At 70.5% G+C, this 12,834-nt stretch carries 12 protein-coding genes and 1 pseudogene; 12 read left to right on the forward strand and 1 reads right to left on the reverse strand.

Features of this window, described 5'->3' with window-relative positions; genetic code table 11:
• Positions 1-80: 80 nt before the first annotated feature.
• Positions 81-1,043, forward strand: a complete 963-nt coding sequence (locus LCL61_RS26900) for a permease (RefSeq protein WP_340682294.1) — start codon at positions 81-83, stop codon at positions 1,041-1,043.
• Positions 1,040-1,687, forward strand: a complete 648-nt coding sequence (locus LCL61_RS26905) for a TIGR03943 family putative permease subunit (RefSeq protein ID WP_340682295.1) — start codon at positions 1,040-1,042, stop codon at positions 1,685-1,687. Before LCL61_RS26900 ends, LCL61_RS26905 begins: the two co-directional genes overlap by 4 nt.
• On the opposite strand, the gene LCL61_RS26910 is transcribed toward LCL61_RS26905, so the two are convergent.
• Positions 1,688-2,596 (reverse strand): XRE family transcriptional regulator, encoded by a 909-nt coding sequence (locus LCL61_RS26910; protein ID WP_340682296.1) that lies wholly within the window; start codon positions 2,594-2,596, stop codon positions 1,688-1,690.
• 194 nt (positions 2,597-2,790) lie between these two features.
• Between LCL61_RS26910 and LCL61_RS26915 the strand changes: the two genes are divergently transcribed.
• From LCL61_RS26915 to LCL61_RS26960, 10 genes and pseudogenes are all read left to right on the forward strand, one after another.
• Positions 2,791-4,914: a metallophosphoesterase gene (locus LCL61_RS26915; RefSeq protein WP_340682297.1), complete on the forward strand. Its 2,124-nt coding sequence runs from the start codon at positions 2,791-2,793 to the stop codon at positions 4,912-4,914.
• A 15-nt stretch (positions 4,915-4,929) separates the two neighbouring features.
• Positions 4,930-6,144, forward strand: coding sequence for an MFS transporter (locus tag LCL61_RS26920; RefSeq protein ID WP_340682298.1), 1,215 nt, complete (start codon positions 4,930-4,932; stop codon positions 6,142-6,144).
• Positions 6,141-7,040, forward strand: coding sequence for a hypothetical protein (locus tag LCL61_RS26925; protein WP_340682299.1), 900 nt, complete (start codon positions 6,141-6,143; stop codon positions 7,038-7,040). The genes LCL61_RS26920 and LCL61_RS26925 overlap by 4 nt, the downstream gene beginning before the upstream one ends.
• Positions 7,037-8,065, forward strand: a complete 1,029-nt coding sequence (locus LCL61_RS26930; protein ID WP_340682300.1) for a hypothetical protein — start codon at positions 7,037-7,039, stop codon at positions 8,063-8,065. Before LCL61_RS26925 ends, LCL61_RS26930 begins: the two co-directional genes overlap by 4 nt.
• Before the next feature lie 8 nt (positions 8,066-8,073).
• Positions 8,074-9,177, forward strand: coding sequence for a sensor histidine kinase (locus LCL61_RS26935; RefSeq protein WP_340688688.1), 1,104 nt, complete (start codon positions 8,074-8,076; stop codon positions 9,175-9,177).
• The gene (locus tag LCL61_RS26940) at positions 9,170-10,240 is read left to right on the forward strand and encodes a histidine kinase (protein ID WP_340682301.1); all 1,071 of its coding nucleotides are present in this window, start codon (positions 9,170-9,172) and stop codon (positions 10,238-10,240) included. Before LCL61_RS26935 ends, LCL61_RS26940 begins: the two co-directional genes overlap by 8 nt.
• Positions 10,219-10,875, forward strand: coding sequence for a response regulator transcription factor (locus LCL61_RS26945; protein ID WP_340682302.1), 657 nt, complete (start codon positions 10,219-10,221; stop codon positions 10,873-10,875). The genes LCL61_RS26940 and LCL61_RS26945 overlap by 22 nt, the downstream gene beginning before the upstream one ends.
• Before the next feature lie 100 nt (positions 10,876-10,975).
• Positions 10,976-11,521 carry a hypothetical protein gene (locus LCL61_RS26950; RefSeq protein ID WP_340682303.1) on the forward strand — a complete coding sequence of 182 codons (546 nt, stop codon included), beginning with the start codon at positions 10,976-10,978 and terminating at the stop codon, positions 11,519-11,521.
• Between the two features lie 142 nt (positions 11,522-11,663).
• Positions 11,664-12,287, forward strand: coding sequence for a hypothetical protein (locus tag LCL61_RS26955; protein WP_340682304.1), 624 nt, complete (start codon positions 11,664-11,666; stop codon positions 12,285-12,287).
• Between the two features lie 224 nt (positions 12,288-12,511).
• A pseudogene (locus tag LCL61_RS26960) lies at positions 12,512-12,790 on the forward strand (AfsR/SARP family transcriptional regulator); the annotation flags it as partial.
• Between the last annotated feature and the right edge of the window lie 44 nt (positions 12,791-12,834).

Consider the following 12,834-nt stretch of genomic DNA (forward strand, 5'->3'; position numbering starts at 1 on the left):
TCCAGCGTTGTCCAGACAAGGGAATTCCAGGTGGAACGCGAAATCCCTAGAGTCTTGCCGGACGATGGGAGGTTCGCCACATGACGGACACCGAAGTGGGCAGGCGCGCCGGTTCGGTGGAAGTGCTCGCGGGCCTTCTCATTCTAGTCCTGCTGGTCCGAGGCCCGCTCGACGACGTCCTCGGCACGCCGATCGTGCAGACCTGGACGACGGTCTTCGTTTCGATCGTGCTCCAGGCCGTTCCATTCCTCGTCTTCGGGGTGACCCTTTCCGCCGCGATCGCGGTCTTCGTGCCGCGGGAATTCTTCGCGAAAGCCCTTCCGAAACGCCCGGTTCTCGCGGTTCCGGCGGCCGCGGCGACCGGAATGGTGCTGCCGGGTTGCGAATGCGGTTCGGTCCCGGTCGCCGGCGCCTTGGTGCGCAAGGGGGTCACCCCGGCGGCGGCGCTGGCGTTCCTGCTCGCCGCCCCCGCCCTCAATCCGGTCGTGCTGGCCGCCACGGCGATCGCGTTCCCGGATCAGCCGTCGATGGTCTTCGCCAGGGCGGCGGCCGGGCTCGCCGCCTCGGTCGTGATGGGCTGGCTGTGGCTCGGCCTCGGCCGGACGGAATGGATCAAGCTGCCCGCGCACGCCCACGACGGCCCGCGCTGGCGGGCGTTCGCCGGCGCGGCAGGCCACGACCTGGTGCATGCGGGCGGATTCCTGGTCATCGGTGCCATGGCGGCCGCGACGCTCAACGTCCTGATCCCCGGCCGCTGGCTCCAGACCGTCGCGGACCATCCGCTGCTCGGTGTCCTCGCGCTGTCCCTGCTGGCGGTCCTGTTGTCGATCTGCAGCGAAGCGGACGCCTTCGTCGCCGCCTCGCTGAGCCAGTTCTCCCTCACCGCCCGCCTGGCGTTCCTCGTGGTCGGGCCGATGGTCGACCTGAAGCTGTTCGCCATGCAGGCCGGCACCTTCGGCAGGCGGTTCGCCGCCCGGTTCGCGCCCGCCACGTTCGTGGTCGCGCTCGGTTGCGCGGTCGTGACCGGGACGGTGCTCTGGTGAACCGGACCGCCGCGACCGTCGTGCTGCTCCTGCTGGGCGCGGCCGTGGTCAAGGTCTGCTTGACCGGCCAATACCTGCGTTATGTCAAGGAAGGGCTGTGGCCGTTCCTGCTCGCGTCCGGTCTCCTGGTCCTGGTGCTGGCGGCGACGAACCGCCATCGTCATCCGAAAGTGGCCTGGCTGCTCCCTCTTCCGGTTCTCGCCTTGCTGTTGGTCGCCCCGCAGCCGCTCGGCAGCTACGCGGCGGGCAACGCGGGCACTGCGCTAAGCCGATCCGACGAATATCCGGCACTGCCCGACGGCGACCCGGTGAAGGTGACCGTCCTGGACTACGCCTCCCGCGCGGTGTTCGACGAGGGCCGGTCCCTCGGTGTGAGAAGGGTCGTGCTCACCGGTTTCACCGCCACCGGGCCGGACGGCGCGTCACTGCTCGTCCGGATGATCCTGACGTGCTGCGCAGCGGACGGCCGCCCGGTGAAGGTCGTGCTGGACGGCCAGGTCCCGAGCGCGCCCGACACCTGGATCGAGGTGACCGGCACGTTCCGGCCGGGGTCCGTCGTGGACGCCGTCAACGGCGAACGCATCCCGTTCCTGAAGGTCGAAAACGTCGTACCGGTGGCCGCGCCCGAACGTCCCTACGAATAGTCAGGCCCAGCTCCATTGGATCCCGTACTGGCCGGGGAGCGGGTCGAGGGTGATGAACTGGAAAGTACTGGTCGCCCTGTCGAATCTCGCCTCGCCGCGTTCCTCGCGTGGCTGCCCGCTGCGCGGCTGGAAGAACGCGGTGCAGCGTTTCGGCAGCCGTCCGGGGTCGAACGCGAGCTGCACGACGATGTCCCGCGCGGGCCGGTAGAGCGCGATCTGCGCGTGCCGGTTGGTCTGCCCCGGCGGAAACCGGACCCCGAACTCCACAGAGGCCAGTTCGCCCGCGGCCAAGGTCCGGTCGAGCGCGAATTCGAAGACGCAGGTGGACGACGGGACGTCCGCGCGGAACCGCGCCGGACGGCAGCCTTCGGTGAACAGCACCACGGGCGGCTGCGTGATACTGGAACACCGGCTCACGAACACGAACCGCGAGGTGCCGTCGTGATCGGCGCGGACGAGCCGCCGAACCCGGATCGATTCCTGGTGCCCGTGCCCGTCGACGCGGTAGCACACGTTCTGCGAAATCCGGTGCGGTGTATCGAGTTCGTCCGGCGTCGCGTCCATTTTGGCCAGTGCGCGCACCACTTCCTCCGGCCGCCGCCACACCTGGTCGTAGGGCAGGGCGTCGCCGGTGCGGCTCGTCCAGCGGCCGCGGGGGCGCCGCGGGCCGAGCAACCCGGTCAGCGTTTCCGGCGGTTGGCCGAGAATGGTCTCCAGCGCGGTCACCGCGGCGAGTGAACTGGCCCGTTCCGGCCGGTTTTCGCCATTCTGCCAATAGCTCAGCGCACTGATGCTGACCGGCGTGTCCCGCGCCCGCAATCGGCGACTGATCTCGCTGAGACTCAGCCCGCTGCGTTCGATCGCGGTGCGCAGTGCGGCACCGAATTCCGCCGGAGCGAGACTCGTCATGAAGGCGCAGCGTACCGTCCGGAACGCCCGACTTTCGTCGGGTGAACCAGGCCCCGTTCAGAGTTATCCAGCCTCCCGGCGACTTTTCGTTGACCCTCCTCCGGCCGTGATTAGGGTCGGAATCGTCGGAAGAATCCCCGAATCGCCGACGACTCGCACGTCCTCCCGCCGATGACCGAAGAGGATGATTTCCCATGCGCTCAAGCACAAGACGATGGCGCCGCCGGACGCTGGCCGTCTCGACCGCCACGCTGGCGGCCGGGGCCTTCCTGGTCGCCGCGCAACCACAAGCGGGCGGAGCCGCGCCACCCGCCGCGCCCGAAGTGGCCGATCAGATTCCACAACTGACCGAGGCCGGGGTCACCACCGGCGCCGCTTCGGTCTCCGGTGCCGGCGCGTCCACCATGGCCACCCGCTCCGTCTGCGCACCCGGCGCGCAGTGGCTGCGAGTCCGGTTCACGGAACTTTCGCTGCGCGGCGAGGACTCGGTGACGCTCACCGGCAGCCGCGCGGGCGCGTTCACGCTCACCGCGCGGAACTGGCCTGGCAAGGCGTTCCACAGCCGCGCGTTCGAAGGTGACTGCGTGCGGGTTTCGGCGGCGCTGTCCGACCCCGCCAGCCGCTTCGCCATCGACGCCTACCAAGCCGGAGACCAGCCTCTCGCCTCGGCGACCACGACCGTCGCGGCGGTCGGCGATGTCTGCGGGTCTTCGTGCAACCAGACCGCCCCGCTGATCAAGAACATGAACCCGCAGGCGCTCATTCTGGCCGGGGACAACGCTTACAACTCGGGCACGCTGTCCGAGTACAAGAACACTTACGACCCCTATTACGGGCAGTTCAAATCCATCACCTATCCGACGCCGGGCAACCACGAGTACAACACCTCCGGCGCCTCGGGCTACTTCGACTACTTCGGCGCGCGTGCCGGTGAAAGAGGCAAGGGCTACTACAGCTTCGACGTCGGTGATTGGCATTTCGTCGCGCTCAACTCCAACATCGCCCGGAGCGCCGGCTCCGCGCAGGAGACCTGGCTGAAGAACGATCTGGCGGCGAGCACCAAACCGTGCACGGCCGCGTTCTTCCACCATCCGCGGTTCAGCCGCGGCTCCCACGGGGACGACACGTCGGTGAGGCCGTTCTTCCAGGCGCTGTACAACGCGAAGGCGGACCTGATCGTCGTCGGCCACGACCACAACTACCAGCGGTACGCGCCCTCGCGGCCGGACGGCACCCGCGACGACGTGAACGGCGTCCGCGAGTTGCTGATCGGTACCGGCGGCCGGGGTTACTACAACTTCGACCAGTCGTCCGCCGCCGTGCAGGAAGCGGGCAACACCAACACCTTCGGCGTCGGGAAGCTGACGCTGAGCGCGACGGACTACCGCAGCGACTTCGTGCCGGTATCGGGCCGCACCTTCACCGACACCGCGACCGGCAAATGCAAGAAGGGCGTCTCGTCCCCCGCCTTCTCCGTCGGCACCAGCCCGTCGTCGGTGTCGGTGGAACCGGGCGGGACGGCCTCGGTGACGGTGAACGTCGGCAGCACCGGCGGCTTCAGCTCCGAGACCGCGCTATCGGTTTCGGGCCTGCCCTCGGGAGTGACCGGCACGATCTCGCCGTCGTCGGTCACCCCGCCCGCCAACGGCAGCGCGACGGCGACGCTGACCTTGACCGCGTCGGACACCGCGACCGGCTCGGCGACCGCCACGGTCACCGGGTCGTCGGGCTCCACGACCCAGACCGCGAAGGTCTCGGTGAGCGTCGGTCCGGCAGGCGGTGAGGCGTTCGCGGACGACTTCGAGACCGACAAGGGCTGGCAGCTCAACGCGGCCGGCGCGGACACCGCCACCTCGGGCAAATGGGAACGGGGCGATCCGGAGCAGACCACGTCGACCTACAGCAACCAGATCAAGCAGCGCGGCGACACGACCAGCGGCGCGAACTGCCTGGTCACCGGGCGGCTGGCCGGATCGGCGTACGGCGTCAACGACCTCGACGGCGGCGGTTCGTCGATGGCCTCGCCGTCGTTCACCGTGCCGGCGGGCGGGAAGCTGACGTTCTCCTACACCTTCGCGCACGGCGACAACGCCACCTCCGCCGACTATCTGCGCATCCGCGTGCTCGACGGCACCACACCCACGACGGTGTTCGAGAAACTCGGCTCCGCGACCGAAGTCGCGGGCGTGTGGCAGACCGCGACGGCCGACCTGTCGTCCTTCACCGGGCGCAGTGTGCGCCTGCTGGTCGAGGCGGCCGACGCGAGTACCGCGTCGCTGTGGGAGTCCGCGGTCGACGACGTGCGCGTCACCGCGTAGCCCGGGAAGGCGGACATGTACCTCTCCACGATCCGCTCAGCTGACCCGGCCCGGCCGGGAGGCCGCGCCAAGCACGCGGTGTCGGGCACCGTCATCGGTCTGGGCGTGGTCAGCCTGATCACGGACGTGTCCGCCGAGATGGTCACCGCCGTGCTGCCGCTCTATCTCGTGTACGGGCTCGGCGTCGGCTACCTGCAGCTGGGTGCGATCGACGGGCTCTACACGGGCGCGACGGCGTTGCTGCGGCTGGCGGGCGGCTACTTCGCCGACCGCCTCGGCCGTCCGAAGGCCGTGGCCCTGGTGGGCTACGGCCTTTCGGCGGCGACCAAACTCGCCTTGCCCGCGGCCGGATCCTCGCTCGGCGCGATCGGCCTGGTGATCGGGGCCGATCGCGCGGGCAAGGGCATCCGCACCGCGCCGCGGGACGCGATGATCACCCTCGCCTCACCCGCGGACGGCCTTGGCCGCGCTTTCGGCGTCCATCGGGCGATGGACACGGCGGGCGCGCTGCTCGGGCCGATCGTCGCGTTCGGCTTGCTGACCGTGCTCGTCGGCGACTATCCGGCGGTGTTCGGGGTGAGCTTCTGCCTCGCCGTGATCGCGGTGATCGTGCTGGCCGTGTTCGTCCGTGCCCCCGCCGGCACGGTCGAACGATCGCGCGTACGGCTGCGGGCGGGTTTCGCCCTGCTACGGCAGCCCGCGCTCCGCGGCACCTGCCTGGCCGCGGCGCTTCTGGGCGTCTGCACGGTCGGCGACATGTTCCTGTTCGTCGGTGTGCAGCGATCCGCCGGATTGCCACCCGGGGCGCTTCCCTTGCTGCCCTTGGCGACGGCGTTGACCTTCATGGCCTTGGCTTCCCCGGTCGGACGGCTCGCGGACCGGCTCGGCCGTTGGAAGGTGTTCCTCGCCGGCCACGTCGTCCTGCTCGCCGGGTACGTCGTCCTGGCCGCTTCGGTGAGCGGATGGCTCGTCGCGGCGGTCGTCCTGGCGGCACACGGCGTGTTCTACGCGTGCACGGACGGCGTCCTGATGGCGCACGCGGCGCCGCTGGTGCCGGAACCGTTGCGGGCCACCGGTCTCGCCATCGTCCAAACAGGACAAGCGCTGGCCAGGGCGGCGGGTGCGGTGGCGTTCGGCGCCCTCGCGGCGGGAACGGCGTTGCGGCCCGCGTTCGCGGTGTTCGCCGTGGTGCTGCTGGTATCGGTACTGGCCGGAACGAGGATCAAATGAAGCGGACCTGGGTGGGCGTCGCGGCGGTCGTGCTGACCGTGGTGGCCGGGGCGGTCTTCGTCGGGCTTCGCACCGGCGACGCGGCGGCGGAGCAGCAGCTGGACCTCGCGCGTGGCGGCCTGCTGTACGTGGACGAGTCGGGCCGGGTCCGGCAGGACGACCGCGTCGGCCCCTCCTGTCAGCGGGTGGACGTCGCCGCGGGCACCCTGGCGTGCCTGCGCGCGACGGCGCTACCCGACCAAGCCGAGCTGCTCGTCACGAAACCCGGAGCCGAACCCCGGCTGATCTCGGAATGGGGACTGCCGTCCCGAGTCCGGGTCTCCCCCTCCGGCCGGCTGGTGGGCTGGACGGTGTTCCGCTCCGGCGACTCCTACCTGGGCGGGGTAGGCACGTTCTCCACCACCGCCGGGATCTTCGACCTGGCGACAGGGAACCACTACGGCTCGCTGGAGGACTTCGCGCTCACCGTGGACGGAAAGCCGTACCCGGCCGCGGACCTGAACTACTGGGGAGTGACCTTCGCCAGAGACGATCTGACGTTCTACGCCACCGCCAGGTCCGCGGGTGGCACCTGGCTGGTTCGCGGCGACCTGCGTACCAGGACACTGACTTCCCTGCGGCGCAATGTCGAATGCCCGTCGCTCTCCCCGGACGGCACCCGCGTCGCCTACAAGTTCCGTGACGGCGACCGGTGGCGGCTGCACGTGCTCCACCTCGCCAACGGCCGCGACATCCCGCTCGCCGACCCCGCGCATCTGGACGACCAGCCTCAGTGGCTCGACGACCGGACCGTCGCCTACGGCCGGGACAAGGCGATCTACGCGGTACCCGCCGACGGCACCGGAGTGCCCGCGCTCCTCCGCGCGGGTGCTTCCTCCCCCGCGGTGGTGCGGTGATCCCGCGCGACTGCACCCTCACGGGTCTGGCACTCGCCGCGCTGGCGGCCGTCGTCGTGGTGGTTCTGCCCGGGCCCGCTCCCGAGGCCGAGGTTCCCGCCGTCCCCGCGCTCACCGACGTCTGGCCGGACGCCCGGATCACCGCGAACGCCGTCACCGGTGCTCCCTACACCCCGCTGGCGTTCCTCGATTCCGGCATCTCCGCCGGGGTGACGCGGGCGAACGACGTCGTCCGGCTCGTGGTGGGAGATCGCGTGCTCCGGGAAGTCCCACCGTCGGGCTCGCCCCGGTTCGTCCTCGCCGTGTCCCCGGAGGCTCTGGTGTGGCTGGAACTGTCCGACATCACCGGGACGGGGACGCTGTGGCGAGCCGGGCCACGCGGTGAGGACCCGGTCCCCGTCACCGCCGACACCGGGCGGGTCGTGCTCCTGGACTCCCAATACGACCTCGTCGTGCACGACGGCAAGGCCGGCTGGGCGGCCGTACGCGGCGACGCCACCGAGGTGCGGACGGTGGCATTGTCCGGCGGCCCGGTGACCCGGGCTCCGCTGCCCGGTGAGTACGCCCTCACCGCATGGCCCTTCGCGACGGCGGCGGCGGTCGAGCAGGCGGGACCGTCCGAACTCGTGGACCTCCGCGACGGCCGCGTCACGAAGGTCGACGGGCAGAGCGTTGAACTGGTCGACTGCACACCGTCCTGGTGCCGGGTACAGGTACTGCGCCAGAGCGGGACCGCGCGGCTCGACCTCATGAGACCCGACGGGTCCGAGCGAAGACGGGTCGGCGGGAAGGGGATCCGGCCCGCGTTCGGCGACGTCGTCGTGCTCGACCGATATGCGGTGGTGGTCGACGACGACCGCGGCGTGCTCGCCCTCTACGACACCGCCACCGGCCGGATGGCCGACCTGGCGGCGGAGTTCGGCACCGTCCTCGCGCGAGGGCCGTTCGTCTGGTGGTCGGAGGGCGGGAACGAAGCCCTGACCTGGCGGGTGCTGGACCTGCGCACGCTCAAGGCGTCTGCTTGACTGCTGCCGTGCCGTCCGATCGTGAGACCTCCGTCGAAGCGGAGTTCTCGCGGGTGGTCGGCCGGTTCGCCGGGTCGGCCAGGGGGGCCGGACTGCTGGTGATCAGCGTTTTCGGGGTACTCGCCACGCCGTCCGGGGCGCTCCCGCTCGCCTTCGGCCTGCTCGCGCTGGCCCTGGTCACCGCCGTGGCCGAGCACCTCGTGGGGAAGACGGGCCGGGGCAGGCCGGTGGCGTTCGCGCTGACGCTGGTGCGCGCGGCGGCGATCTGCGGCACCCAGTTGCTGACCGCGCCCGAAGCGGCCGAGCTGAACCAGTGGGCGCTCAACGTCCTCACCATCACCGCCATCACCCTCCAGTGGGAATGGCCGCCGAAGGTCACCGTGCCCGCCATCGCCTGCCTGCTGGCGATCGAGGTGGTACCTCTCGGCTTCGAGGACGGTTTGTCGGTGGTGGTGCGAGTGCTGATCGAAGCCACCCTCGCCAGGGTCGCCTTCCTCCTGCTGTCGCGGACGACGCGCCGGATCGATGATCTGCGCGAGCGCCAGGCACGGCTGACCCGGGAGGAATCCCTTGCCGTGCAACGACGGCTGCAGGAACGCGAGTATCTGGCCGTCCTGCACGACACGGCCGCGGCCACCTTTCTCACGGTGGCCCAGCGCGGCGAAACGACGGAGCCGTCCGAGGTCGCCGGATACGCCCGCCGCGATCTCGCGATCCTCACCGGCGAATCCGGGCCCGGTAGCGTCGTCGACCTCGAAACCTCGTTGCGCGGTGTGCTCGCGCAAAGCCCGGTGAAGGTCGAGACGCGCTGGTCTCCGGTCGGGCCGATCCCGGCGTCGGCGGCGCTCGCGCTGGTCCGTGCCGTGCGCGAGGCGCTGGCGAACGTCGAGCGCCACGCCGGTGTCGGCGAGGCCCGCCTCACGGTGGAAGACGGGGTTCGCGTGACCGTCCGGGACGAAGGCCGCGGTTTCGACCCGGCGAAGACCCCGGCCCAACGGCGAGGCGTCCGGGGCTCGCTCGTCGAACGCATGGCCGCGGCGGGCGGCAGGGCCGAGGTGACCTCCGCGCCCGGTGCGGGGACCACGGTGGAACTGGTGTGGCCGCATGAATGAGACCGCGGACCGGGTGCTCGGCGGCTGCCGGATCGCGGTACTGCTCGCGACGGCGGCGATCCAGCTCGGACTCAGCCTGACCCGGCTGGACGACACCCCTGGCCGGGTCGCGTTCGCCGCGCTCGCCGGCGTACTCGTCGTCGCGGCGTGGTGGGTGCTGCGCTGGAAGCCGGTCCCCTTGCCGGTCGCGCTCGCGGGGGCGATCGTGGTCCTCGCCGCCTCAGCGGTCGCCATCTGGACCCTGCCCCCGGACCGGCTCCTCGGTGACGAGGACTGGGCGTCCGGCCTCGCGGGCTGGCATCTGCTGGTGCTGTTGCTGGACCGCCCCGCGGTCGCGATGACCGCGCTCGTCCTCCAGATGACGCTCACCTTCGTCCGGCAGATCGGCGCCGCGCCCACCGATCGCGGCGAGATCGGCAGTGTCGTGATCGCCGGGCTCAGCGTGCTCGCCTTCCAGGCCGCGACGCTGGCGCTGATCAGGGTCGTCAACCGGCGGGCGGGCGAAGCCGCGGAGGCTTCGGCCGAACGCGACCGGCAGGCCCACCGCAAAGCGCTCGCGGAGGAACGCGAGGCCGACCAGCGGAGCCGGTTCGCCGGGCAGCTCGGCGCCACCCTGCCGCTGCTGGCCGGACTGGCCGACCGCACCCTGGACCCGCGTGACGACGCGGTCCGGCGGCGTTGCGCGCTCGCCGCCACGCAACTGCGGCGGCTGTTCGCAGAGAACGATGACGTGCCCGACCCGCTGCTGCACGAGGTCTCGGCCTGCGTCGATCTCGCCGAGCGGCGGGGCTTGACCGTGACGCTGGCGGTCAGCGGCGAAGCGGCGCCTGTCCCGACCTCGATCCGCCGCGATCTGACCGGTCCGCTGATGACCGCGCTGGCCGCCGCCCGGACGCAGGCCAGGGTCAGCGTCCTGCGCACCGACGACGAGATCCGCGTCGCCGCGATCACGGACGGTGAATCCGGCCCGACGGCGAACGGATCGGGCCCCGTCGACGTCGAATGGCACGCACTGGGAGAACGATCGTGGATGGAGGCGAAATGGCGTTCGCGACCGAACTGACCGCGGTGGTCGTCGACGATCATCCGGCCGTACGGGCCGGGGTCGTGCACTGGCTGTCCTGCGGTACCCCGCCGGTCACCGTGGTGGCCGAGGGCGAAGACGTACGGGCCGCGTGGATCGGCGAGGGCGCAAAGGCCGACGTCGTCATCCTCGACCTGCACCTGAACAGCACGACCCCGGCGATGGGCGATCTGCGGCGGCTCACCGAGGCGGGCCGTCGCGTCGTCGTCTACTCGATGCGGGCCGACGACGAGACGGTCTTGCAGTGTCTCGAACTCGGCGCGCTCAGCTATCTCACCAAGTCCGAAGGCGCGGAACACATCGTCGAAGCCGTGCGCGCGGCGGCGGCCGACCGGTCGTACACGCCGCCGTCCCTGGCGGGCGCGATGGCCGGTGACCGCTCGGAGCGGCGTCCCGCCCTCTCCGCGCGCGAGACGGAAGTGCTCATCGAGTGGTTCCAATCCGAGTCGAAGGACTTCGTCGCCCATAGGCTGGGGATCTCGCCGAACACGGTCAACTCGCATCTCGAGCGGATCAGGGTCAAGTACGCCCAGATCGGCAGGGAGGCCCCGACCAAGGCCGCGCTCGTCGCGCGGGCGATCCAAGACGGGCTGATCGGGGTAAGCGATTTGTGATCGGGTGTGGTGCGAACGGCCCACAGTCGCCGCCTCCGGTTGCGGCTACGGTGCGTGACGAGCACGCCGGTACAGATTCGGCGGGAGTCCGAGGAGATCCATGAAGCCCGCCCGTACCGCCTTGATCGTCACCGGCTGCGCCGCCGCGCTGCTGCTTTCCGCCTGCGGTGAGGAGGCAGGGAAGACCGTCAGAGCCGACGGCACGATGGCCCCCGGCAGCGAGCTCAAGGTCGGCGAACGCGCAGTCGTCTCGTTCAGCGACGCGGGCAAGTCGGGCACGATCGCGATCACCGTCAAGTCGGTCGAGATCGGCCCCAAGGAGGATCTCGCCAAGTTCAAGGACAAGGGCGAGGGATCGCTTCCGGTGTACGTCCGGATGGTGATCGAGAACGTCGGCGGCACGGACCTCGCCGACACTTCGGTGTCGGTGCGCGCGGTCGACGCGAACGGCAAAGGCACCAAGGTGATCATGGCCGGCGGCACCGCGGCCTGCAAGGGAGAGACGGCGCCGGCGACGTTCACCACGCCGGGCGCGACCTACGAGACCTGCGACACCGAAGGCGTCAAGGACGGGGGCGAGGTCGGCGGCGTGTCGTTCGTCGACGGCGACGGTTACAAGGACGGCCCCGTCACTTGGAAGAAGTGAACACCTCCCCGATGGGCCGAACAGCGTAACCGTTTCGTGACCATTCGTGGTGCGAATGGCCCACACCGTCTTACTCCCTCATCGACTACGGTGCGTGGCGAGAACGCCGGAGCAGGATTCGGCGGGGAGTCCGAGGAGATCCATGAAGTTCGACCGCATCGCCCTTTCCGCCACCGGCTGCGCCGCCGCGCTGCTGCTTTCCGCCTGCGGCGGCAAAGAGGAGGGCGGCAGTCCCGCTCCCGCCCCGTCGCCCGCGCCGACGTCGGCCGCGGCGTCCTCGCCCGCGACCAGCGGTACGGTCCCGGTCTCGAACGCGGACGCCACCGCGCCCGGCAGCGAACTCAAGGTCGGCGAGCGCGCCGTCGTCCCGTTCAAGTACGGCAACGACAAGTCCGGCACCATCGCGATCACCGTCAAGGCGATCGAGCTCGGCCCGAAGGAAGACCTCGCCTCCTACGGTGAGAAGGCCAAGGGCATGACGCCGGTGTACATCCGGATGTCGGTGGAGAACGTCGGCGGCACGGACCTCACCTACAGCACGGTGCGCCTGCGCGCGGTCGGCCCGAACAACAAGAGCACCGGCGTGATCATCACCGGCGAGACCCCGAACTGCCAGTCCGAGTCGGCGAAGAAGGACTTCAAGACCGCCGGCGCGACCTACGAGACCTGTGAGCTCCAGGCCATCAGGGACGGCGGCGAGGTCGGCGGCGCGGAGTTCAACGACGGTGACGGGTACAAGGACGACCCGATCGTCTGGAAGAAGTAAGCCATAGCGCGTGAAGGCCCCCTTCCCTCGGCTGAACCGAGGGAAGGAGTGTCGGTTTTGCTTAAGCCTGCCGCACGAGGTCGACGNGGGTGAGCGGAGGTGGCCGCGTGGAGTTCCGCGTCCTCGGCGCCGTCGAGGCGCGGGCCGGTGGCGTTCCGGTCGATCTCGGCTCGCCCAAACAACGGCTCGTGCTGGCGGTTCTGCTGCTGGAGGCGGGCAAGCCGGTGCCGCGCGACCGGATCATCGACCTGCTCTGGCCCGAAGAACCCCCCGCCAGTGCACGGAACACCGTTCAAGCGCTGGTGTCCAGGCTGCGTGCGGTGTTCCGCGGCGCGGGCGGGCCGGAGATCGTCTCCGAGGGGACCCGGTACCTGCTCAAGGTCGACCCACGTCAGGTCGACCTGCACCGCTTCACCGAGCTGACCGCGCGAGCCCGCGACGCCGACGACGAGACCGCCGTGGAGCTCTTGGACGAGGCGCTCGGCCTGTGGCGCGGCGAGGCGTTGTCCGATGTGGTGACCGGCGAGGTCGCCCAGCGGCTTCGCGG

It is taken from the genome of Amycolatopsis coloradensis (assembly GCF_037997115.1).
GTDB classification, from domain to species: Bacteria; Actinomycetota; Actinomycetes; order Mycobacteriales; family Pseudonocardiaceae; genus Amycolatopsis; species Amycolatopsis coloradensis_A.

Excerpts from the sequence above, each read along its gene's own strand:
- LCL61_RS26900 (WP_340682294.1), top strand. The coding sequence starts at position 81 with ATGACGGACACCGAAGTGGGCAGGCGCGCCGGTTCGGTGGAAGTGCTC.
- LCL61_RS26910 (WP_340682296.1), bottom strand. The coding sequence starts at position 2,596 with ATGACGAGTCTCGCTCCGGCGGAATTCGGTGCCGCACTGCGCACCGCG.
- LCL61_RS26915 (WP_340682297.1), top strand. The coding sequence starts at position 2,791 with ATGCGCTCAAGCACAAGACGATGGCGCCGCCGGACGCTGGCCGTCTCG.
- LCL61_RS26920 (WP_340682298.1), top strand. The coding sequence starts at position 4,930 with ATGTACCTCTCCACGATCCGCTCAGCTGACCCGGCCCGGCCGGGAGGC.
- LCL61_RS26925 (WP_340682299.1), top strand. The coding sequence starts at position 6,141 with ATGAAGCGGACCTGGGTGGGCGTCGCGGCGGTCGTGCTGACCGTGGTG.
- LCL61_RS26940 (WP_340682301.1), top strand. The coding sequence starts at position 9,170 with ATGAATGAGACCGCGGACCGGGTGCTCGGCGGCTGCCGGATCGCGGTA.
- LCL61_RS26945 (WP_340682302.1), top strand. The coding sequence starts at position 10,219 with ATGGCGTTCGCGACCGAACTGACCGCGGTGGTCGTCGACGATCATCCG.
- LCL61_RS26950 (WP_340682303.1), top strand. The coding sequence starts at position 10,976 with ATGAAGCCCGCCCGTACCGCCTTGATCGTCACCGGCTGCGCCGCCGCG.
- LCL61_RS26955 (WP_340682304.1), top strand. The coding sequence starts at position 11,664 with ATGAAGTTCGACCGCATCGCCCTTTCCGCCACCGGCTGCGCCGCCGCG.